The sequence below is a fragment of the Aminobacterium sp. UBA4987 genome, assembly GCF_002396985.1.
GTDB lineage: Bacteria > Synergistota > Synergistia > Synergistales > Aminobacteriaceae > Aminobacterium > Aminobacterium colombiense.
Genome location: NZ_DGZF01000008.1, coordinates 24,389 through 47,386, shown reverse-complemented (window position 1 = coordinate 47,386; position 22,998 = coordinate 24,389). Strand labels below are relative to the sequence as shown.

Genomic DNA, 22,998 nt, shown 5'->3' with positions numbered 1-22,998 from the left:
GGGCTTATCTTCATTAATTTAAAATAAAAAGAGCATTTTATAAGCCGGGTTCTGTGTAAAAGATAATCATTTATCTGGAAGGACTTTACAGTACTTCTCAAGCGACCGTACCCAGGGGTCAGCGGGCAGCCTCATCCCCCTCTATTCGGTCTTGCTCCAAGCGGGGTTTGCCAAGCGTACCAGTCACCTGGCACCTGGTGGGCTCTTACCCCACCCTTTCACCCTTACTTCTCGAAAGAAGCGGTATATCTCTGTGGCACTTTCCTTTGGTTCGCACCAACTGGACGTTATCCAGCGCTTTGCCCTGCGGAGCCCGGACTTTCCTCCATACCATTAAAGGCACAGCGATTATCTAAAATACTCCTTTTTTATTTTAGCACGATTTAAAGATAGTTGTTCTTTAAAACTTTAGAGAGCAGAGGGTTAACCCTCTGCTCTCTAAAGTTTAGTGCGATCGTACAATATCTTTGATCTTCATCAACCGGCTAAGAGTGGAGCGTTCTTGCTCATCGAGCTTCATAGTTATATAACGAATTGTTTCGTTAAAGTTTGGAATCATTACGTGCTCAAGAGCATTGACACGGCGTCTTGTTTTTTCAATCTCAGATGCCATAAGGCGAATAGCCTTTTCTTTGGCTGCGAGTGCGATGAGCCTCGGGAGCAATATTGAGAACCTTTCAAGGGCTACATCAAGACTCCCCTGAGTGGTGGCAAGACCATAGCTAAAGGATTCCCCTTCTTGTTCCACTGTGTATTCCGGCACAACAACGCTCATAACATTTTTTCTTGCAACGCTGATATTACAGTGCGTACCTGAGATCATAAGCGCCTGTTCCAGCATCACTGGCAACGTCTGGGCACGAGCCAGAAGAAAACTACGATAACATGCCATCAATTCTGACTCTAACTCCTCGCGAAGTGCCTTTGCTTCTCGAGCTCGTTCAAGGAATGCTTTTATTAAAGCATCTTGTTTGTCTTTAAGAAGCTTATGCCCGCGTTTTGCAACAACAAGACGTTTTTTGAGACGTGATAGCTCCATCCGGTTGGGGTTGACGTTCAACCGAGCCATATTTCGTCCCCCCCTTTACTCTGTAGCAGAAACTGCTTCTTTGTTTGTCTCCTCTACGTGCAGCCTCGGGTTGAGATATTTCTCGATATACGCATCTCGGACACGTTTTAGTTCCTTGACTGGTATCATGGTCAACAGGTCCCAGCCTAATTCAAGAGTTTCTTTTACTGTACGGTTTTCATACTCTCCCTGTCGCACATACGTATCCTCAAACTTATCTGCAAAACTCGCAAAGGCTTTATCTTCTTCTGTCAAAGCACCTTCACCAAGAATGACAGCAAGTTCTTTTGCCTCTTTTCCACGAGCATAGGCCGCAAAAAGCTGGTTCATAAGGTCTGCATGGTCTTCTCTTGTCTTTTCTCTACCGATACCCTTATCTTTCAGACGAGAAAGAGACGGCATTACGTCCACTGGCGGGTAAATGCCTTTTCTGTGAAGACCGCGGCTTAATATGATCTGCCCCTCTGTTATATACCCTGTAAGGTCAGGAATAGGGTGAGTCTTGTCGTCTTCAGGCATAGTCAGGATAGGGATCTGTGTAATAGAGCCTTTTTTGCCCTTCAGACGGCCAGCTCTCTCATACATGGTAGCAAGGTCAGTGTAAAGATATCCAGGATAGCCCCGCCGACCCGGAACTTCTTTTCGTGCGGCGGATATTTCACGCAGAGCTTCGCAATAGTTCGTCAAGTCTGTCAGGATGACAACAACATGCATGTCCTGTTCGAAAGCAAGGTATTCTGCAGCTGTCAAAGCAAGACGAGGAGTGGTAATACGCTCTATTGCAGGGTCATCCGCCAAGTTAACAAACATTACAGTTCTCTGGATAGCACCTGTTCTTCTAAAGTCCTCCATGAAAAAAGACGCTTCTTCGAAGGTGATACCCATGGCTGCGAAGACTACTGCGAAATCTTCGTGACCACTGATAACTGTTGCTTGACGAGCTATCTGGGCTGCCATTCGGTTATGGGGCAACCCGCTTCCCGAAAAGATAGGAAGCTTCTGTCCACGAACCATGGGATTCATTCCGTCAATTGTAGAAATTCCGGTCTGAATAAACTCAGAAGGATAGTCCCTAGAAAAGGGATTCATAGGCATACCGTTAATATCCAGCTTTGCATCAGGAAGGATCGGAGCTCCCCCATCGATGGGCTCGCCGCGTCCATTAAAAATACGCCCCAACATATCTCGGCTCACAGGAAGGGTAAGAACCTTGCCAAGAAAGCGCAATTTCGTATTCTTAATATCAATGCCGTCCGTTCCTTCAAACACCTGAACAAGAGCTCTGTCAGACGTTATTTCAAGAACTCGGCCTCGGCGCATCTCGCCACTTGCCAGTTCTATCTCTACAAGCTCGTCATAGCGCACATCCTTGGTTTTTTCTACAACCAGGAGCGGGCCAGTCACTTCTGTGATGGTACTATACTCTTTAGGCAGCATCACTATCGCCCCCCACTGGTATTAGTGCGTTGATCTCCGCTTTCATATCTCCATCAAGATTATCAAGCTGAGAGATCTCTTTTTCGTCAATATAGCGCATTCGTGCTATTTTTTCCCGTACTGGCAAATTGAACACTTCACTCATTGAAGCTCCCCGTTTCAGAGCATCCATGCCAAGGTGATGGAAAATAAGAATATTCTTCAACATCTTGAACTGCTTTTCCATAGAAGCGTATGTGTCCACTTCATGGAAGGCGTTCTGGTGAAGAAAGTCTTCTCTCAATGACTTCGAAGTCTCAAGAACCATACGTTCTTCCTTGGAAAGAGCGTCAACTCCAACGAGGCGCACTATTTCGCGAAGTTGATCTTCCTCTTCCAGAAGGGACATGCCCTCTACGCGCAGTGCGCTCCATTCATCGTCAAACTGAGAATCCCAATATTTATCGAGAGTGTCAGTGTACAGAGAGTAGCTGAGAAGCCAGTTAATTGCCGGGAAGTGACGCTGGTAAGCCAGACTTGCGTCAAGACCCCAGAAAACCTTTGTAACGCGAAGAGTATTCTGGCTAACAGGCTCAGAAAGGTCACCGCCAGGAGGTGAAACTGCTCCAATGGCTGTAACCGATCCTTCTCTTCCGTCGGAACCAAGGCAAATAGCCCGGCCGGCTCTCTCATAGAAAGAGGCAAGACGTGTCCCCAGATAGGCAGGATAACCTTCCTCGCCAGGCATCTCTTCAAGTCGTCCTGACATTTCTCTGAGAGCTTCTGCCCAGCGGCTTGTTGAGTCTGCCATCAAGGCCACAGAGTACCCCATATCACGATAATATTCGGCCATTGTTATAGCTGTGTAAATGCTTGCTTCCCGTGCTGCAACAGGCATATTAGAAGTGTTCGCGATAAGAACAGTACGTTTCATCAATGGCTCCCCTGATCGTGGGTCTTCCAGCTCAGGAAATTCAAGGAGAACGTCTGTCATCTCGTTTCCACGTTCGCCACACCCTACATAAACAACGATATCCGACTCAGCCCATTTTGCCAGCTGGTGCTGGATGACGGTCTTTCCTGAACCAAAGGGGCCTGGAACACAGGCTGTCCCACCTTTAGCTATAGGGAAGAAAGCGTCAACTACCCTCTGTCCTGTTGTCAGAGGAATAATAGGTGGCAAGCGTCGAGCCACTGGTCTTGGTTTACGGACAGGCCAGCGCTGTAACATAACTACGTTCTTCTCTTCACCGCTTTCATTCTTAATAACAGCGATTGTTTCTATAACTGTAAATTCGCCTTCCTTAATTTCAGAAACTGTTCCTTCTACGCCATAGGGAACCAGAATGTGATGTTCGACAAGGACCGTTTCTTTTACAGTTCCTAGAATATCCCCCGCATGAACTCTATCTCCGGCCTTGACTCGAGGTTCAAATTTCCACTTCTTATTTCTATCAATGGCTGGAACATCTATACCACGAGAAATAAAGTGGCTCTTCGCAGCATCTTCAATGAGGTTCAAAGGACGCTGTACTCCGTCATAAAATTGCTCTATAATTCCGGGTCCCAACTCGACGCTAAGGGGTTCTCCAGTACTTACGACAGGTTCACCAGGCATAAGGCCAGATGTTTCTTCATAGGCCTGAATCGAAGCTAAATCACCTTTTAATTCGATAATTTCACCGACAAGCCCTATATTGCCCACTCGTACCACGTCGTACATACTGGCGCCATACATACCCTTCGCGACGACGAGCGGTCCGGATATTTTTTCTATGGTCCCTCTAATGACCTTTTCCGTGGCCACAATCAATCGCCTCCAGCATAAAAAGTCTATTTCACAGCAAAGATATCCATCCCAACAGCCCGTTCCACACTATTGCGGATAGATTCTAATCCTGCTCCAGAACTGCCTTTAAGCCCTGGGATAGGTAACACGCTTACAGGGTATTCCTCGTTGATCTCTTCTACCATAGACATGTATTTTACGAAGAGAAACTCCTGTATAAAAACAACCGCATACTTCTCTTTGGCCAGCCGCAGAAGAAGAGATTCAAAGGTGTTGCTTTCTTCTTCAGAAATAACGAAAGGCCTGACTCCCACTGCCTGAAAAGGAAGAACGGTTTCGTATTCGCCTATGGCTGCCATAGGTTGGTTCATATCTCTAGCCACGACGCATCAACCTCCTCGTCAGGTCCATGTCCATGCCATTTGCCACAGAAACAAGAGCAATTCTCAGATTTTTTGCTTCTATCTCTTTTCTCCATAAATAGCTTAAGACATTTTCGGGAGCAAAAGCACCATACTTTGCTGTCTCCAGGATTCTTGTTATGTAATCATCCAGAACCTTCTCCATTTCTACCAGAAGAGCGTTCATGTCTGATCCGTCCTGTACATTGGACAGTACTTTTCCAATGTCAGCGTAAGAAAGAACCCTGATCCAGCCTTCCACTGGTTCAGAAAGTATTGCTAACAGTCTTTCGATCGACACAAAGCCACCATTGTGGAGATAGGGTTCAACTGTTGCAGTGTCTTTGTCCATTCTTTTCAGGCGAAGCATATTTCGCAAATTTTCTGCGTCTATTTTGCCCCGCACCCACAAAAGAGGAGTATCGAATCCCAGTTTACGTGCCATCTTCAACATCTCCTGGAACAGTATCTCGTCTAGGTAACACTCTACCTCAAGAATGTTGCGAGTCTGTTCCCAGAGAGCGAGGGCTCTTGGGAAAACACTATGAAGGCTATAAGGCAGCAATCTGAAATCTTCTGACTCCACAGCCATAATGAGATCATCTGTAGGAATGTTTCCCAAAGATGTTAAAAGTTCAAAGCGACGTTCCCCACTTTCGCGCTGAAGAATCTGGCTTTTTAAAAGAACTTTCACATTATGAAAATCATAAGGCAATCTGCATATCTCAACCAACGCAGAGTCTGGTGCAAATTTAGAAACCTCTTTATAAACATAATTCAGCTCAGACTCTATAGCCTTATCAAATTCAGCGTTTGTCTTAAGTTCAACAAGCCAGGATGCATAGACTGTTTCTCCGAGAACCTTCATGGCGCTATCAAGGTCTTCACAATCGATGAGTCTCTGCAGCACGCTATCATCGAGAAGGCGGCTTTCCATAGCCCGCAGGCGTGCAACTGTATATCCATACCGCTCTGCTGTAGCCATGCTGCCTCACCCCCCGTCTACTCTGAGAACAGCCGTTTTGCAACGTCTGCCTCGATATCTTCTCTACTCCACGTAATCAGCATGTCAAAAACACAGTCTGTGTCTATATCCCCTTTCCTGAGAATAAAACCACCAGAAAAAGGGGATGCTGATTTTTCTAAAGAGAGAGAGGTCTTATGTTTTTCGTTATACCTCTTAAGCCACTCTTCGTTGAGGTTTTTCTCTTTTGGTGAAACAAGAAGGAATTCATCACCAGTCTCGACTGCTTTCTCGAGAAGAGCCTCACAGAAGGCCAAATACTTATCAGCAGGAAGAGAAGCTAAAGTTTTCAATGCTTCGTTAAAAGCAAGGGCTATAAGATCCTGCTGAGCTCCCAACATGATTTTCTTAACATCGAGGTTAGCAACTATTTCGCGCCGCTTGAGTATTTCCGGCTTTTCTGTGTTAAACCGCTCAATATAAGATGCATTGATTTTCTGGATTTCAGCATCAGCGTCTTTTTGAATTTCATCTGCTTCTAGTCTTGCGTTCTCAAGAATTTTTTCGGCTTCTTTCTTTGCGTCTGCCTCGATTTTTACCTTTATATCAGCCAAAGACATTACCATTCACCTCTGACTCAACGGTTAAATCTGAATTCCGTTGAGCAGAATAATGCTCATAAGAAGAGAAAGCACGGCATACGTTTCAACCATGGCAGGCAGAATAACAGCCTTACCGGTTTCTTCAGGTCTTTTAGCAATCATCTGAATACATGCCGCAGAGGTCTTCCCCTGAGCAATGGCAGAAAAATATCCACCTATCGCAACTGGAAGACACGCAAACATGATGCCAAGTCCCTGCCACACGTTTAAATCAACAGTTGCTCCGCCAAGAAGGCCTATTTTCAAGATTGCAAAAAAAGCAATAAGAAGACCATAGATGCCCTGAGTTCCTGGCAATGCCTGAAGTAACAAAACCAGACCAAACTTACCTGGATCCTCAGTCATTACACCAGCACCTGCCTCACCTGCAATGCCAACGCCTATTGCTGATCCTGCCCCTGCAAAACCTGCGGCTAAAGCCGCACCAAAAACTGACAACATAATTCCGAGAAGATTCATACTTACAAACACTCCCCTCATTCTATGAGCTTTATATGTTATTAAGATTTTTTTGTTTCTGAAATAGAAACAAAATGAGTTTTATACGTTAGCGGCATAAAACTTCTCCCGCCACCAGAGTAGAATTTGCTAAAAAACTCAACGTACTGGAGACGTAAAGAGTGAACAAATGCGCCTAGCACATTAACTGCAACGCTAAACAAGTGCCCCCCTAAAACAAGGACAAGGGCTATAATCCACCCTACAAAAGGAATCCCTCCAGCGAGACCTGCCAACATATTGATTATTGAAGCTATAGCTGCGGAGGCAAGGCCAAGAGCCAGCAATCGGCTATAGCTCAGCACATCCCCGAGATACGATGTCACATTGTATAGGCTGAGTACACCAGAAATGGCCTTTTGCGCTATGCTTGTTTTTGCCCTTCCTTGAGTAAGCACAAGCACTGCCGCTCCAAATAATGCTAGCGTTTTGCCCATACTGCCCACACTGCTGGATAATTTTCCGCTCACCCCTCCGCCTACAAGCAAGAGACCAACAAGGAAAACAATCCAACCGCCCTGGTCAGCAAATGCTCCCATGTAATCCTTTTTGCGAAGACAGTCAAAAAAGGATATGAAAAGGCCGAAGAATAGCTGGACTACGCCCAATGCAAGAGAAACGAACAAAATAGACATTGGGTCGTCCATGGGATTGATCAGCACTGGGATATTTTTGAGAGGACGCAAAAACTTAAATACCCCAAAGACATCGATCAGATCACCAAACCAGCTCCCTGTCAAAGCTCCCACTATGACTGTCGCAACTCCTGATAAAACAAATAAATTAAAAAATTGCTTAGTACCTTGAGGCATCCGCTTGAACTTCTTCAAAAAGAAAGCGAAAAAGCCAAGCATAACCAGCCCATAGCCTCCATCCCCCAGGCACATGCCAAAGAAAACAAAAAAGAAGGGGGCAAGAAATGCTGTGGGGTCAAGTTCGCCATATTGAGGAACTCCATAAAGTTTGGTAAGGGTCTCAAAAGGAAGATTCCATCCCTTATTGACTAAAAGTGTTGGGGGTTCATCCTCCGGGGCAGGATCTGAAACTACCATCTCGAGGACAGATTCGTACGGGGCAAGCTCTGCTTTTAATTTTTTAACAGAGTCTGCAGGTGCCCATGCCTTAAGGATTACTGTCTTTTCTGTGAACTTGCTGCTTCCTAGTGCTTCATAACGAGATTTTAGAATGTTCCAGTAATCGCTTAAAGCTCTTACTGTAGGAACCCATTCTTCCGCAACTTTTGAAACTTCTCCCAGGATTTTCTCTTCTTCCTGCTCTAAAGCCTCGCGCCGGGCATCAAAATTCACAAGTTCTTCCCCAACACTAAGAGTTAGATGGCCTGGGATATCGACGCGTGAAAGACTAAACTTTGAACACATATCCAGAGCTTTCTGCTCCAGATCCCTTCGATAGAAAATTGCCACCCACGCCTCTTTGTCTTTTTCCCCAAAAGAAGCGGTAAAACACTCCCCATTTTCACGAAGAACATCTGCAATTGCCTGTCTGCAGCTGGCCACATTGTCAACAGGCATAGTCCCAACAACACCCTTAACCGTCTGTGTCCCGTTAGATAAAAGATCCAAATCATAGGGCAACTCGGTAAGGTGGGAAAGAATAGATTTTACCCCCTCAATTTGTGTAATCTCTGAGTGAATTTCTACAAGCCTACGTTCACGTGTACGCATTTCTTCCGCAAAATTCTTTATTTCTGTCTGCTTTGATAGGTCTTCCAAATCCTGTACAGAATAGTTTGGCCTTTCACCCAAGGCTCGTGCCATAGGGCTAACGCTATCATTGAAATATGGTTCTAAAAAACGCAGAAGAAATCGTATTTCGCTGAGTAAACTATCGATATGTTGTAGACGAGACGGTGAATGATCCTCTGAATCATCCATATCCTGCCGAGAAATAATTTCGCAGGAACCTGCTTTCTGAAGGATGGCCAGCACATCCTCTATTACTGAGTTGTGAATATAAAATTCGAGTTTGTTAATTCTAGCCACGGCCATATCTAGCCATCACCTCTTCCGCAATCCAGGCAGCGGTCTTATTAACACGCCCCTGATGGCTATTTGTAAATGCTTTAGCACCTTCTTTTCCCTTTCGGACTATTTCCCCCGCCCTAGCTTCAGCCTCCTCTTCGACTTTCTGCAAATTGTCACGATATTTTCGGAAGGCCTGTTGTCTAGTTTCTTTGATTCGAACTTCTGCTTCATTTTTGGCTTCACTTATCAAACGTGCCGCTTCATTCTTTGCATCTTTGACTATCTGTTTCGCATCTGATTCTGCCTTTTTGATTTCATCGGCCAAGTTAGTTGCCATGCCATCCACCCCCCTTCCCCACTACAAGAAAGTATTCATCAGCGTAGGCTATAATCGGGTACAAAGCCGGAGTTATTGTAATACTCATAAAAATTTGTGTCAAACTTAGCAAATTATCAAATTTATTTAAGGCATAATAGCATCAAATAATAGCACTGATGGTTACGTTCTATATTTATCTGGATTGTTTGTTGGGGGGATTCTCTTTGAAATAAGCTGGAGCGGACAACGGGATTCGAACCCGCGACCCTTAGCTTGGGAAGCTAATGCTCTACCAGCTGAGCTATGTCCGCACCATCGATGAGACATTATAAACGCGTAATCCCCTTTTTGCAATACCTCGTTATGCTAATGAGTCCACTATGATATGATACCAATTAAAATGATTCGTGTCGTATTAACCTTAAAAGAAAGACGAAACTGACCCTTTCTCGAATAATTAAGAATATGCCGTAATTCCATAACTTTTATCTTCATCTATCCCCCAAAATGGGAAAACACTTCATCAATAACATAACAGCCACCAGGGCAAGTTGCTTAGATTTTATGACGGCCGGCGAACAGCAAAAAGCCACCCTAAAGCATCGCTCCCGCGGGTGGCTATTACTCTGAAATCCCTATTTTCCAAGGCTTTTTTTGTTTTACTTCTTATCAACATGTTCCAGCAACGCTACGCACTCGACGTGGACAGTCTGGGGAAACATGTCGAAAGGCTGAAGTTTCTCCAAACGGTATCCCCCTTCATAAAGCAACGCAATATCCCTGGCTAAAGTAGCTGGATTACATGCAACGTAAAGTATTTGTTGCGGTTTCCACTCTAAAATGCGTTGAATGACCTGTCGGTTGCAGCCACTGCGTGGAGGGTCCAGAATCACAGAATTAAATGGCCCGTCTAAATGAAAAATAACATCTTCAGCCCTGCCAGTATGAGGAGATACGTTATGAAAATCGTTAAGCTCCAGATTTTTCCTCATAGCTTCTACAGCACTAGGCCAATCCTCAACTGTCACTAAATTATCAAATTTTGAGGCCAGAAAAAGAGATAATGCCCCTACTCCAGAATACAATTCAAGGGCCCTTCCCTGCCCTTTATCCGAAAAGCAGTTGGCACTATATGTAAAAAGCTGCGCTGCCTGATAACTGTTAACCTGAAAAAATGCCGTACCATCAAAATGAAACTCTTTAGAATTAAGAAACTCTCTCAGCCACTCGCGTCCCTGAACGCTCCTCGAATTCTGCCCCAGTATTGTGTTTCCAGGAGAGATATTCTTGTTTTCTAAAATTCCTACAAAGGAAAACTCTGGAAACTGAAAGCTTTGCCACTGTTGCTCTACTCTTTTCATTTCTGAAGAAGAAAGGCTTTTGCGTACGACAAGGCATGCTAATAATTCTTTGGAAAAACTGCCACACCTGAAAATAACGTGACGCAACAGACCCGAATGTTTTTTTTCATCGTATGGGGGCAGATTTATGCACTCTAAAGAATCTATAAAGTAACTCAACATATGATTAAGAGCTGGTTCCAGAACGGGGCACGTGTCTATAGGAATAATAGAATGGCTGCGCCTTCTAAAAAAACCTATATCAGTCTTGCCTGCGTTGTTTCGCACGGGGAAGGATGCCTTGTTTCGGTATCCCCATTCTTTTGGACTTGCAATGCAAGGTGCCAAAATATTTCTGACGGGAATATGTGCCACGCGAGAAAAGGCTTCTTCTACAATTGTTCTTTTGATTTCAAGTTGTTTATCATAAGAACAGTGCTGAAGCTGACAACCGCCACATTGTCCATACCAGGAACATAACGGCGTAACCCGCTGAGGATGGGGTGCTATTATTTCCTGTATCTCACCAATAGCGTAATCCCTCTTCTTTTTTGTTACTCTGACCCTGATCTCTTCTTCCGGCAGGGCTCCTGGAACAAAGTAAACAAGACCATCTTTGGGGCGTCGAGCGATGCCGCTCCCGTCACTACTAATGGTTTCAATTTTAAGGTTAATTATTTCATCATGCCCGCAGGAATGAAACTGGTTCAACACTTTTGCATCCTTCACAAACTCCTTTTTCTTAACATGGGCACTGGCTCTGCCACATTATTAAATTCCCCTACGCATTTATTAGGACTCTTTTATCTCTCCTGCCATTACTAAGGCCTGCTTAGCGATTACAGGACCGAAAAGTTCATATATTACAGTTGACCCAAGTATGATATTACGCAATGCAACCCCCATACCAGGGAGGGTTTGTTCTGCTAAAAGAGAGAGGCCTATAGCAACACCAGCCTGAGGCACGAGGGTCAGCCCAAGATATTTTTGTACAGTTGGGGGCGAATTGGTCATTCGAGCTCCAGCATATGCTCCTAAAATTTTTCCTATTACACGAAAAACAACATATCCAACCCCTATGAGACCCACTTTAGGCAACATTCCCAGCTGCAAATCCGCACCTGAGATAGTAAAAAAAGCAAGAAAAATTGGAGGTGTGAAACGATCTACTACAGAGAGGACTCTGTCACTAGAATAAACCAGATTTGAAACTACAGCCCCAATCATCATCGCTACGAAGAGAGACGAAAGTCCGAATTTCGACGCAAGACCTATACCTAAAAAAATACAGCCTATCGTCAGAGAAAGAAGTGCATCCTCTCCCTTAACGCGCCCCGACATAAACGAAAGGAAGAGTCCCAGAACCAGGCCAAGAAGCAATGAGAAAAAAACTTCGTTGAAGACTCTCAAAACAACAGATGCCATGGGAATAGCAGAATTATTGGAAACAAAGGATTCTGCGAAAGCCACAGCAACACCAAAAGCAAGAATGGCAACTGCATCATCCATAGCCACTACGGGCAGAAGAGTATCTACCAACACCCCTTTGGCCTTGTATTGCCTTATGACAAGAATGGTGGCAGCAGGAGCCGTAGCTGCCGCTATGGATCCGAGAACTAGACTGAAATGAAGAGGTTGGTTAAAAATGAATATCATGGCCAACGTCACAGCAAAAACCGCACATAAGGATTCCATGAGAGTAATCCATACAACTGACAACCCGATTTTTCGAATATGCTTCAAGTTAAACTCACTGCCTATACTATAGGCAATAAAACCTAAAGCTACTTCTGAAACAATAAAAAAAGATGACACCACTTCTTTGGGAATCAACTTTCCAAGAGAAGGTCCTATAACAATTCCTGCCAAAATATACCCTGTCACATTTGGAAGTCTCAGCTTCCTTGTAACTTTAGCCATAAAAATTCCAGCAAGAAGGACAAGGGCGAAATAATACAATGCATGCACAGAAATAGACTCTCCTTAAATTATATTTTGTGCCTCCCATAAAGAAAAGAAAAACAAAATGAATGATTAGTTACGGCGGGAAGCAAGACCCTCTACGCAATTAACAGGTATGGTAAATAGTATTCCAACATCAGGCTTAGAAAGATCTTCAACTACTCTTTTAACAGCATCTATGGCCGGTTGGACTTGTTCGTCCTCTAAAACAACAAAAATGGTTTTATTATAGGGATACTGATCGTTGATCAGCATCTTAATGGAGCCAAAAAGAGGAATTTTATCTATATCCTCATGAAGAACACGTGCCATCCCCTTACTATCAATAATTGTAGCCCCTTGAATACCGATGTTAATAAACTCCTTAAAAAGACTTTCAACCTTGTCTACCTTATTAAGTACTATAACAAGCATCTGCATCGCATACACTCCTAACATTGGTCGTAATTCTATATATAATACATCAAAAAAGAAAAAGACCAGCTGATATTATTTCACCAGCTGGTCATTCTGCCCGGAAAACCCGTGCAGTCCTGCTTCTATCGAGGGGTGTGTTGATTACAAATGTAAGCTTTTTTTGAACACCTGGTAGCCTTCATCGAAAGCTTTTGCGTTCAGCTCTTTTGTCCCTGCCGGTACTTTTTCCAATATAGCTTTCTTTACAGACTCAGGCCGGACAATATTTTCAAGCTCGAGAACTCGAGCTACTGCCCCCAGGGCCACCATATTCGTTACAAGCTCACGCCCAAGCTGTTCCCGGGCGATTCTAGAAATTGGCAACTGATATATATAGGCATCTACCTGTGGAAAATCTGTGACAAAGCTGTCATCAAAAATTATTCTTCCGCCAGGAAGTGTATCAGCTGAAAACTCTTCACAAGCCTGCTGAGTCAAGATCACCTGTAGATTTGGCCTTGTTACTTTTGGATAATCTATAGGTACTGTAGAAATAACAACCTCGGCCTTGGATTTGCCGCCTCTAGCTTCAGGACCATAAGACTGTGTCTGCACTACATAGAGGTTCTCCTCATACAGGGCCGCAGCTTCTCCTGCTATAACTGCAGCTAAAATTATTCCCTGTCCGCCTGAACCGGCAAAACGAATCTCATACCTACTCATGATCCTTCCCCCTTACACTTTCTATGAGAGAGAGATACTGCTCTGTATATTCGGGAATGTCTTTATTAACAAATTCTCCCACTACTATTTTCCCAGCGAGCTCCTCAGAAGACATGTTTTTAGATCTCGCTATAGTTACGGTGTTTTCCTTAAAATAATTAATGTTATCGATTGGGGTACGCCGTTTGTTTCTTCGCCCAAATTGAGTATGGCAGCTCGAAACGATCTCAATAACAGCAAACCCTTTTTTCTTTATGCCATTTGCTATATATTGTTCAGCCATTTTGGGGTTGGCAATGGTTGCCCTTGCTACATAAGAAGCACCGGCGCCTTCTGCCAGCCGACAAATATCAAAAGCCGGATCTATTGCCCCGTATGGGGTGGTAGTTGCCAAAGCTCCCTGGGGAGTGGTAGGAGAAGCTTGTCCTCCTGTCATTCCATAGATATTGTTATTCATTACAATGGCTGTAATGTCGATGTTGCGTCTACAGGCATGAATAAAATGGTTTCCTCCTATGGCAGAGCAATCCCCATCTCCCATAACGTCAACAACAGTAAGTGAAGGGTTCGCTAATTTAATTCCTGTGGCAAAAGCGAGAGAACGGCCATGGGTAGTATGCACTGTGCAAGCATCGATATAGCCTGGCATACGACTTGAACAACCTATACCCGACGCAATCACTGTCTGGCTTTTTTTCTTATCTAATTCTACAAGAGCACGGAGCAGAGCATGCATAATAATCCCATGCCCGCATCCCGGACACCAGATGTGAGGGAAAAAACGCGTTCTCAGCCAGCTCATAACGTCTTGACTAGGCATCTACGCCACCTCCTCAATTGCAGAAAGAATGTCTTCGGGGTGGAAAAGTTCTCCGTTCACTAGATTTAAAGGAACCACCTTGGCTTTCCCATGCACTGCCCGCTCCACTTCCAGAACCATTTGTCCGCAGTTAAGCTCCGGAACAATGATGGTTCTTGTTTTACGGGCAAGGCGCTCTATCTCCTTATCAGGGAAAGGCCAAAGGGTAATAGGTCTAAAGTAGCCAGCACGGAGCCCTCTGCTGCGGGCCTCTCTTACCGCGCGCAAACTCGATCGTGCAACGCTTCCGAAGGAAAGCACTATAACATCGGCGTCATCCACATTTTCGGTCTCATACTCTACGATGTCATCTCTGAAACGATCCACTTTTCTCATAAGACGAAGCATTTTTCTTTCTATTTCTTCTGAATTATTTGTAGGGAACCCCCAGTCGTTATGGGTTAAACCTGTCACATGCCAGGTATAGCCATCCCCAAAGGAAGCCATGCAGGGCAAATCGTCTTGAGGGTCTGGGCGATAGGGTACAAACTTCTCAGGAACATCCACAGGGCGCTTTCTGTTTACCACAGGATAAGACCCTGGCTCCGGGAGAACTATTTTCTCCCGCATATGCCCTAAGACTTCATCGCTCATAATAAGGACAGGCTGTCTAAAGCGTTCAGCAGCGTTAAAGGCTCTGATAGCCAGCTCAAAACACTCTTGCACAGAAGATGGAGAATAACAAATGGTAGCGTGGTCTCCATGAGTTCCCCAACGTGCTTGCATAACATCTTGCTGGCTTATCTTCGTAGGAACGCCAGTAGAAGGGCCACCTCGCATTACATCAACTACCACAATGGGAATTTCTGCCATATATGCAAGCCCCAAATTCTCTTGTTTTAAAGAAAAACCTGGCCCTGATGTTGCCGTCAACGTTTTCTTGCCTGCGATAGAGGCTCCAATAACAGCCGCTACACCTGCAATTTCATCTTCCATCTGAATAAAACGACCATTAAGGCGTGGTAGCTCACTCGCCATAATTTCCGCTATTTCTGATGAAGGTGTAATTGGATACCCAGCAAAAAAGCGACAACCGGCCGCTAGCGCGCCATAAGCTAACGCTTCATTCCCCTGCCAAAAACGAACCTCAGGCATCCTCTTTTCCCTCCTTTACCGTCACTGCAAAATCCGGACAAATATTTTCACACTGTCTGCAACCAATACAATCTTCGATTCTTTCGACTTGAGCTTTACGCTGATCGTCAAAACCTAAGACTTTTTTAGGACATATTTCGATGCATAATCCACAACCTTTGCACCAAGCCCTATTAATAATTACTTCATGTTTTTTGGGCAAAACCTACACCTCCCAAAGAGATAAGGGTTCATAATAATGGATTTGTTGATTTTAAAAAATCGAACAGATCAAGCATATAGTTTTCGGTTTTTTTATTCAAGCTCTTATTAATATTTATCTTTTTTCTTTTTAATTTTTTAGGAAATAAAAAAGATAAATATTACTAGCATTAAAGAGCGGTTTGTATATTAAAAACCGCTCTATTGTTTTAATTTACACGTTCCAAAATCTGGCTCCCTAAGGTAAAGGGGACGTATTTTGTCTGATTTCTTAGCCCTCTCTTTCCACTTATGCCCTAACAATGCCAAAGTTCCCCCCGAAACTGTTCCCTGCACTAAAGGAAATGGGCTTGTTTTTCCTCCTTCAGAAAAAAGAGCGGACACTCTCTCCAAATCATCACAAATGCAGCATAAGGGTTTTTTGTTTTGCAATCCACGAGATTTTACTGTGATTTCTTCTGCAGTAAAAAAAGCGGGGCTCCAGACTTCTTCAAAAACATTACCTTCCATTCTGTAGGCACCGCCATACACTCCCCCACGTCCTGCCCAAATCAAAGGAATTGTAGTAAGTCCAAGCTTCGAAGCAAGATATCCCATGGCTTCAAGTGTTGAAATAGGAATAACTGGCACTCCCAATCCTTTTGCGAGACCACAGCCATAAGCCAACCCTACTCTAATTCCTGTAAAGTAGCCTGGCCCAATGGTCATAGCGACTGCGGAAATATCTGAAATCTCCATCCCCAAAGAAGAAACGAGCGTTTCAACAAGAATGGGCAACTTGCTCCCTTGATTTCTTCCTATGTTCATATTCATCTCTGCTGCTACTTTTCCATTAATAGAAACACCTATGTTTGTCCATCGAGTACAGCAGTCAACACCTAAAACAACATAATTCATTGGCCTATCTCCCCAATATCTTTAAGTAAAAGTTCCATCGTTTTTACAGCTTTTTCGCCTTCAGCTTTAAAAGAAATGCGACGTACCGTTTCGCTGTCTCTACAAAAGTAAAGTTTCCATAGGTCTTTAGTTGGCTGTTCCGCAAGGCGATCAGGCCATTCAATAACCAATACAAAGCCGTCATCTGCGTATTCACAGAGACCAAGCTCGTATTCATCTCCCCTCTCGAGGCGGTACAAATCTACATGGGCAAGGGGCAAACGCCCTTCATATTCATTAATAAGTGTGAAGGAAGGACTTCGAACTCCCCGGGCCCCCAAACCATCTCCAAGCCCTTTAACAAGAACTGTTTTTCCTGCTCCTAGGTCACCATAGAGCAAAATAGTCAACCCTGAATAAACATGACGAGCCATACATTCACCGATGAGCCTCGTCTGTTCTGGCGAAAATGAGGTAATTTCCATACTGTCCGCTTTTTCTTCCTTTTTATTAATCAATGTTTCGTCTTCTCCTTCTCTCTTAAAGAACAAAGCACTGAAGGAATTCCCATGGCTATTTCCCGCGCTAGTATACCATCTATCCCTTTTCTCTCAGCAAGAAATTGTCCTGCCTTACCATGGATCCATACACCAAGAGACGCACTGTCTATTAAAGAAATTTGTTGAGCTAAAAATGTCCCTATCACACCAGAAAGGATATCTCCTGACCCTGGGACAGACAGCTCTGGTCCACCCTCACGAATTATTACTGTTCTGCTTATAGTATCAATTACAGTTCCATGTCCTTTCAAAACAACGCAACCCCATTGCCGAGCCAGCTCCTTTGCTGCGTAAAGACGTGAGGATGCTACATCCTTCGCCGTCAAACCGAGCAATCTGGCTGCCTCTCCTTCGTGAGGGGTTATGATAACATCATTGCGTTTTTTTAAAGAGCTTTTTAATTCATTAAGCCAAAAGATGCCATCGCCATCAACCAATAGAGGATGGCACCATTCATTCCATATACATTCAAACAGGGAGGCACCATGACTGTCCCTTCCAAGACCTGGTCCGACAACAGCAGCCGTACCGCGTTCCGACCAGCAAAGCAGATCCTGGGGATTCTCTGGTTTTATTGGATGAAAAACAGCTTCCGGCAAAAAGGAGATCCCTTCCCGGCAAACATCATCAGTACTGGCCACAATGACTACTCCACAGCCGCTTTTAAGAGCTCCCAGAGCAGACAAAAGCGGAGCGCCTCTATAGTGCTTGCTGCCTCCCACTACAAGGAGAGTTCCCCTCCCCCCTTTATGAAGGTTCAACTTTCTTTCAGGAAGAGTAACTATTGCGTCCTCTTCCTCCCAAAGAGTTGCGCAAGGAAGAGAAGGGAGCACTTCGTGAGGGGGAACTCCTATGGAAACGATTTCGATCTTACCAGCTTTAGCAGCAGCCGGCATTGCAGCAAGTCCCGTCTTCATAGCAAGCATGGTAATAGTCGCAACCGATGCCACACAGGGAGAATAGACTTCCCCTGTTTCAGCATTTATGCCGCTAGGAATATCAATAGAAACTATATTATTTCGACCTTCAAGGAGCTCTATGATCCGTCGAATTTCTCCTTGTGGAGCACCCTTGCTGCCTGTTCCTAACAGGCAATCTATAACAACGTGGCTTTCTGACATTAGGAATGTGATCTCTTCTACTGTCATTTCCTCCGTGATACGGATGGGGATGCTCATTTCTTTTAATATTTCAAGGTTCCGCAAAGCGTCGCCCTTTATTTTCTCAGGAGCCCCTGCTAAAAGGACTTTTGGTAGAAGCCCTCTTATTGCAAAGTGTCGCGCCATAACATAACCATCACCCCCATTATTACCGGGGCCAGCAAGGATAAGGAACCTCTCTGCTTGAGGGAAAAGACGTTGGACACACAAAGAGGCTTCAAGTCCCGCATTTTCCATAAGTACAATACCTGGAACCTTGAACTTTCCTATGGCCATGGAATCTGCTTCTCTAATCGTTGTGGGATCATAGAGATCTATCATGACTAGACACCTCCACAATTACAAAGGCAATGGCATAATCGCCATCGTGGGAAAGACTGATGTGGACTTTCAACTTCTGTTCATCCATCCACTGCTCTATGTTGGCAGAAAAGCAGGGAACAGGCCCCTCAGGGGTTCTATGAAGCCACATCCCCTGCAATACAACTTTAAAAAAATCAAGGCCTGCTGCTTTCGCAAAAGCTTCACGGGCTGCGAAAGATGCCGCAAGGTGGCGGGCAGGATTAGCCTTTTTCATGGCATAATCACGCTCTTCTTCATGAAAAACCCGTTTTAAAAAGTGTTCATCCTGAAGGAGCCTCTCTATGCGGGAGATTCGACAAAGATCCACTCCTACGCCTCTAATCATATAAGATCTCCTCCTCTTTCGATTCATTTATACCACGCCACAGAAGAATTCGCTTTAATAAAACAAAAAAGCAGCCAAATGAATAGCCCTATCATTTTTTATAAGCCTCATGAGACAGATCTTTTCTTTTATGAATAATTGGAGTAGTATGTTTTTTGCGTACAAGTGAATCATATAACGAACACAACCATGTAATTTTTCTCTCCAAGGCTGTGGTGACAAAGGGGACAATTATTCCGCATCTTATCACTACAATAGCAAATATTTGGGGAGCACAAGGGGTGGCTTGCGAAATGAGAGGGGAACAGAAATGGATGATACACAGATCAAATCAATGCTCCATCAAGTTGTAAGTTCTGTTGTTACCCAAAAATACATTTACGGAGCTGTTTTTTATGTATCAACTGATGACAACAGCATCGACGCAATTAGTGCTGCTGGAGATATACAAGAAGACAGCCGATATTTTATCGCCAGCATAAATAAGCTTTTTGTATCCTCAATTATTCTAAGATTGGTAACGAGAAGCAAATTAAGCTTGCATGATAAAATTTCAAAATACCTTCCAGATGAGATCATTCAGAGATTACATATTCACAAAGGCAAGGACTATTCTTATGACCTTTCCATCATCCATCTCATGTCCCAAACCTCAGGGCTCCCCTGTTATCTGCTCGATAGACAAGCCAATGGGAAAAAGGCAATGACCGAGCTAGAAGCAGGTTTCGACCAACCCTGGCCAATAGATAAAGTCATTCAAGAAATAAAAAGGATGAAAACACACTTTCCTCCAGGAGAAAAAGGCAAAGCAAAATATATCGATACAAACCATCAAATTTTGGGTCTCATTGTAGAAGCCGTTACTGGAGATCCTGTCAATATAGTCCTAAACCGTCTCTTTCAAGAACTAAGACTCACACAAACGTATGTATATGAAAATGGTAAAACAGAAAAATTTGTCCCCATTCGGCATAGATCGACAACAATGCACATCCCAAATTTTCTCAACTCTACTCAAAATGATATTATTTCCACTGCAAAGGACCAAATGACGTTTTTAAAAGCATTCTTTAGCGGATATTTTTTTCAAAAAGAAAGGTTAAATGAACTGGAGAAGTGGAATAATATATTTTTCCCCTTTCAATATGGCATCGGAATACAAAAGTTTTCTTTGTCTCGTCTCCTCTCACCATTTCACCCTGTACCTTATATGGTTGGGCACTGCGGTTCTACTGGTTCTGTAGCGTTTTATGTCCCCGATAAGAAGCTTTACATAACGGGAACGATAAACCAACAAGCAAAACCGAATGTGGCATTTCAAACCATGATAAAAATCATACAAGCATTAAGGTAAGGCACCACTCGAACAGCGGGAGCCCGTGTATTGTACACGGGCTCCCGCTGTATTAAACTAAAAAACAATATGGCTTATAGTTATTATTTACTACTCTACATAAACAACAGCATTCTGGTATTCATGAGCGCCAATTCTGCTTAACTGTATCCCCTCAATATTTTTTGTTGCGCCAAGTACTTTTATTTCATTATATATAGGAATAACAGGAGTTTCTTCGTTTTGAATTTCAAACATTCTCGTGAGCAGAACATCACGCTCTGCCTCATCCGTAGTTACAAGCCATTTATAATAAGCTTCATCATAATCTGCATTGCTAAACCTAGAGCTGTTGCGAAGCATTCCTGTGGGAAGGATGTTGGATAATGTAAATTCAACATGCCCACTATTACAGGAGTAGAAATGCAATGACATTCCGTATTCGTCCCCAGCATTAAGGCGTGAATCAATAGTATTTGCATCTTGAACAAGCACTTTAGCCTTTATATTAATATCTGCCAACTGATCCTGAACAATCTGGCTTAGTTCAGAGTAATCCTGAATTGCACTTGTCCAAATTTCTGTTTCAAAGCCGTCAGGATAACCAGCCTCTGCCATCAAAGCTTTAGCCTTTTCAAGATTATAAACATGGGGTACCTTTACTTCCTTATATTCAATGGCAACATCTGGAACAACAGCGTATGCCACTTTTCCATAGCCATACAAAAGACTGTCAACTATAAGCTGTTTATCTATCGCATACTCCATTGCCTGTCGAACAAGCTTGTTTTTTAAAGGCGTAGAAGATTGAGTGTTAACGTAAAACATCACTATTTTCATGGAGGGGGTACTTAAAAATTGCAAATTAGGGTTATCTTTGATCTTATCAATATCGATATAGGGAATCTCATATGCCACATCTATCCCGCCAGTTTCAAGCAAAATGGTCCGCTGTCCTGCTTCAGGAACTATCTTCATTGTAAGATACTTAGTTTTTGCAGGTCCACCCCAATAATCATCAAACCGCTCAAGTGTATAATGATCGCCCGTAACGTATTCCTTCATCTTGTATGGACCACAACCAATTGGATGTGACGCAAAATATTCAGCTCCATGAGCCTCAAAGTAATCCTTTGGCATAATACCCCATCCAGGATCAGTTAATTGATAGATAAACGAGGGGTGTGGCGTGCTAAAATGGACAATAAGGGTGTTATCGTCCACGATTTCCAATTTGTTCACATCTATATAGGTGGTAAAGCCGCCCCCGCGAATAGCTCTCTGCTCAAAGGTAAACACAACATCTTTCGCAGTAAGCACGTCCCCATTATGAAATTTTACGTTCTTTCTAAGGTTAAACTGAAGTCTAAGGTCGTCCAACCACTCATAACTTTCCGCCAAAGCAAATTGCACTTTCATATCACTATCATAAGTTAAGAGTGTGTCATACATATGGTTTGTAAGAGAGAACGCTCTTTCCTGAGTTCCATAGCAAGGGTTCATAGTAGTTAGATCAGCACTCTGAGCAAAAACAATCTCTTCTTTGATTTTACGACTACTAGCATCAACAGAAGCGGCTGGAGCAAACAAAATACAAACGGCCAAAATGATAAATACAAATTTCTTCATAGGTGTCCCTCCTAATATTTCGTAATAAAAAACGGTAGAAAACTTTTCCCCCCATCTCATAATTAATGGTCCCCAAAAACACTCCTAACCAAACACATGGCATGACACAAAATGCCCTGGTTCAACTTCTCTTAGACTTAACTTTTTTGCTTCACAATCATCTTTTGCAAAAACACAACGTTTAGCAAATCTACATCCGTCAGGGACATTGATAGGAGAAGTAATCTCTCCCCTGCAAACAATTCGATTCATTTTTATATCTGGATCAGGGATAGGGATAGCAGACAAAAGAGTTTTAGTATAAGGATGAACAGGATTTTTAAATAATTTCTTAGAGTCAGCTAACTCTACTACCTGTCCCAAATACATCACCATGATATTTGTGGACAAATGCTTAACAACACTGAGATCATGAGTGATAAATAAATATGTTAATCCAAACTGGACTTGGAGATCCTGTATCAGATTTAAAATCTGAGCTTGTATAGAAACATCTAAAGCAGACACTGGCTCATCACAAACAATAAATTTAGGATTCAAAGTCAAAGCACGAGCAATACCAATCCGTTGACGTCTTCCACCATCTAATTCATGAGGGTAAGAATTCGCAAATCTTTTGGCAAGACCGACTAAATCCATCGTTTGGTCAACTTTTTTCTGTATCTTATCCTTTTCACTGGATTTATAGACACCTTGTATAATTAATGGCGCCGCAATAGATTGACTAACCGTCATCCTTGGATTTAACGATGCATAGGGGTCTTGAAAAATTATTTGCATTTGGGATCTCATTTTTTTCATCTTAGCTTTGTTGAATTTTAATACATCTTCTCCGTCAAAGAAGACCGTTCCAGATGTCGGTTCGCAAAGCCTTAAAACCGCGCGACCAAGTGTTGATTTTCCACATCCTGACTCTCCTACTACTCCAAGCGTCTCGCCTTCTTTAATAGAAAACGAGACATCGTCAACAGCAAACAATGTTCCGTAAGGAGTGTAAAAATGTTTTTTTAGATGATCTACTTTTAAAAGAGTGTCATTACTCATAAAACCACATCCTAGCCTTTATTTCATCG

Annotated in this window: 23 protein-coding genes, 1 tRNA gene and 1 other RNA gene; 1 reads left to right on the top strand and 24 read right to left on the bottom strand. The window is 43.4% G+C overall.

What is annotated here, in order from left to right:
* Window positions 1-25 precede the first annotated feature (25 nt).
* From rnpB to acpS, 22 genes are all read right to left on the bottom strand, one after another.
* An RNA gene (gene rnpB / locus B2U56_RS03680) (RNase P RNA component class A) lies at window positions 26-364 on the bottom strand.
* 81 nt (window positions 365-445) lie between these two features.
* Window positions 446-1,069, bottom strand: a complete 624-nt coding sequence (locus B2U56_RS03675) for a V-type ATP synthase subunit D (RefSeq protein ID WP_013048208.1) — start codon at window positions 1,067-1,069, stop codon at window positions 446-448.
* A 15-nt stretch (window positions 1,070-1,084) separates the two neighbouring features.
* The gene (locus B2U56_RS03670; protein ID WP_286952391.1) at window positions 1,085-2,506 is read right to left on the bottom strand and encodes a V-type ATP synthase subunit B; all 1,422 of its coding nucleotides are present in this window, start codon (window positions 2,504-2,506) and stop codon (window positions 1,085-1,087) included.
* Window positions 2,496-4,292: a V-type ATP synthase subunit A gene (locus B2U56_RS03665; RefSeq protein ID WP_013048206.1), complete on the bottom strand. Its 1,797-nt coding sequence runs from the start codon at window positions 4,290-4,292 to the stop codon at window positions 2,496-2,498. The genes B2U56_RS03670 and B2U56_RS03665 overlap by 11 nt, the downstream gene beginning before the upstream one ends.
* A gap of 26 nt (window positions 4,293-4,318) precedes the next feature.
* Window positions 4,319-4,657, bottom strand: a complete 339-nt coding sequence (locus B2U56_RS03660; RefSeq protein WP_013048205.1) for a V-type ATP synthase subunit F — start codon at window positions 4,655-4,657, stop codon at window positions 4,319-4,321.
* Window positions 4,650-5,660: a V-type ATPase subunit gene (locus B2U56_RS03655; RefSeq protein WP_286952389.1), complete on the bottom strand. Its 1,011-nt coding sequence runs from the start codon at window positions 5,658-5,660 to the stop codon at window positions 4,650-4,652. The genes B2U56_RS03660 and B2U56_RS03655 overlap by 8 nt, the downstream gene beginning before the upstream one ends.
* 17 nt (window positions 5,661-5,677) lie before the next feature.
* Entirely contained in the window at window positions 5,678-6,259 is a 582-nt protein-coding gene (locus tag B2U56_RS03650) for a V-type ATP synthase subunit E (RefSeq protein ID WP_286952387.1), read from the bottom strand.
* A 24-nt stretch (window positions 6,260-6,283) separates the two neighbouring features.
* Window positions 6,284-6,760: a V-type ATP synthase subunit K gene (locus tag B2U56_RS03645; protein ID WP_013048202.1), complete on the bottom strand. Its 477-nt coding sequence runs from the start codon at window positions 6,758-6,760 to the stop codon at window positions 6,284-6,286.
* 41 nt (window positions 6,761-6,801) lie between these two features.
* Window positions 6,802-8,808, bottom strand: coding sequence for a V-type ATP synthase subunit I (locus B2U56_RS03640; RefSeq protein ID WP_286952384.1), 2,007 nt, complete (start codon window positions 8,806-8,808; stop codon window positions 6,802-6,804).
* On the bottom strand, window positions 8,795-9,121 hold the full coding sequence (locus B2U56_RS03635; protein WP_013048200.1) for a cell envelope integrity/translocation protein TolA: 327 nt from the start codon (window positions 9,119-9,121) through the stop codon (window positions 8,795-8,797). The genes B2U56_RS03640 and B2U56_RS03635 overlap by 14 nt, the downstream gene beginning before the upstream one ends.
* Window positions 9,122-9,338: 217 nt before the next feature.
* Window positions 9,339-9,414: transfer RNA gene (locus tag B2U56_RS03630), tRNA-Gly, on the bottom strand.
* 348 nt (window positions 9,415-9,762) lie between these two features.
* Window positions 9,763-11,172, bottom strand: coding sequence for a 23S rRNA (uracil(1939)-C(5))-methyltransferase RlmD (gene rlmD / locus B2U56_RS03625; protein WP_286952381.1), 1,410 nt, complete (start codon window positions 11,170-11,172; stop codon window positions 9,763-9,765).
* Between the two features lie 63 nt (window positions 11,173-11,235).
* Window positions 11,236-12,411: a cation:proton antiporter gene (locus B2U56_RS03620; RefSeq protein ID WP_286952379.1), complete on the bottom strand. Its 1,176-nt coding sequence runs from the start codon at window positions 12,409-12,411 to the stop codon at window positions 11,236-11,238.
* 66 nt (window positions 12,412-12,477) lie between these two features.
* The gene (locus B2U56_RS03615) at window positions 12,478-12,825 is read right to left on the bottom strand and encodes a P-II family nitrogen regulator (RefSeq protein WP_286952377.1); all 348 of its coding nucleotides are present in this window, start codon (window positions 12,823-12,825) and stop codon (window positions 12,478-12,480) included.
* A 138-nt stretch (window positions 12,826-12,963) separates the two neighbouring features.
* The gene (locus B2U56_RS03610) at window positions 12,964-13,524 is read right to left on the bottom strand and encodes a 2-oxoacid:acceptor oxidoreductase family protein (RefSeq protein WP_013048196.1); all 561 of its coding nucleotides are present in this window, start codon (window positions 13,522-13,524) and stop codon (window positions 12,964-12,966) included.
* Window positions 13,517-14,344 carry a 2-oxoacid:ferredoxin oxidoreductase subunit beta gene (locus B2U56_RS03605; protein ID WP_286952376.1) on the bottom strand — a complete coding sequence of 276 codons (828 nt, stop codon included), beginning with the start codon at window positions 14,342-14,344 and terminating at the stop codon, window positions 13,517-13,519. Before B2U56_RS03605 ends, B2U56_RS03610 begins: the two co-directional genes overlap by 8 nt.
* Complete coding sequence (locus tag B2U56_RS03600) at window positions 14,345-15,478, bottom strand: 2-oxoacid:acceptor oxidoreductase subunit alpha (RefSeq protein WP_013048194.1); 1,134 nt, start codon at window positions 15,476-15,478, stop codon at window positions 14,345-14,347.
* A complete protein-coding gene (locus tag B2U56_RS03595; RefSeq protein ID WP_013048193.1) occupies window positions 15,471-15,680 on the bottom strand; it encodes a 4Fe-4S dicluster domain-containing protein in 210 nt (69 codons plus the stop codon). The genes B2U56_RS03600 and B2U56_RS03595 overlap by 8 nt, the downstream gene beginning before the upstream one ends.
* A gap of 200 nt (window positions 15,681-15,880) precedes the next feature.
* The gene (gene tsaB, locus B2U56_RS03590) at window positions 15,881-16,576 is read right to left on the bottom strand and encodes a tRNA (adenosine(37)-N6)-threonylcarbamoyltransferase complex dimerization subunit type 1 TsaB (RefSeq protein WP_286952373.1); all 696 of its coding nucleotides are present in this window, start codon (window positions 16,574-16,576) and stop codon (window positions 15,881-15,883) included.
* On the bottom strand, window positions 16,573-17,073 hold the full coding sequence (gene tsaE, locus B2U56_RS03585) for a tRNA (adenosine(37)-N6)-threonylcarbamoyltransferase complex ATPase subunit type 1 TsaE (protein ID WP_013048191.1): 501 nt from the start codon (window positions 17,071-17,073) through the stop codon (window positions 16,573-16,575). Before tsaE ends, tsaB begins: the two co-directional genes overlap by 4 nt.
* Complete coding sequence (locus tag B2U56_RS03580) at window positions 17,070-18,596, bottom strand: NAD(P)H-hydrate dehydratase (RefSeq protein WP_286952371.1); 1,527 nt, start codon at window positions 18,594-18,596, stop codon at window positions 17,070-17,072. Before B2U56_RS03580 ends, tsaE begins: the two co-directional genes overlap by 4 nt.
* Window positions 18,580-18,963 (bottom strand): holo-ACP synthase, encoded by a 384-nt coding sequence (acpS, locus tag B2U56_RS03575; protein ID WP_286952369.1) that lies wholly within the window; start codon window positions 18,961-18,963, stop codon window positions 18,580-18,582. The genes B2U56_RS03580 and acpS overlap by 17 nt, the downstream gene beginning before the upstream one ends.
* Window positions 18,964-19,273: 310 nt before the next feature.
* On the opposite strand from acpS, the gene B2U56_RS03570 reads away from it, so the two are divergent.
* Complete coding sequence (locus tag B2U56_RS03570; RefSeq protein ID WP_286952368.1) at window positions 19,274-20,317, top strand: serine hydrolase domain-containing protein; 1,044 nt, start codon at window positions 19,274-19,276, stop codon at window positions 20,315-20,317.
* 90 nt (window positions 20,318-20,407) lie between these two features.
* Here B2U56_RS03570 and B2U56_RS03565 read toward each other — a convergent pair whose 3' ends face one another.
* Together B2U56_RS03565 and B2U56_RS03560 are read right to left on the bottom strand one after the other, a co-directional pair.
* On the bottom strand, window positions 20,408-21,925 hold the full coding sequence (locus B2U56_RS03565) for an ABC transporter substrate-binding protein (protein WP_286952366.1): 1,518 nt from the start codon (window positions 21,923-21,925) through the stop codon (window positions 20,408-20,410).
* Between the two features lie 84 nt (window positions 21,926-22,009).
* Window positions 22,010-22,969: an ABC transporter ATP-binding protein gene (locus tag B2U56_RS03560; protein WP_013048186.1), complete on the bottom strand. Its 960-nt coding sequence runs from the start codon at window positions 22,967-22,969 to the stop codon at window positions 22,010-22,012.
* Window positions 22,970-22,998: the final 29 nt, after the last annotated feature.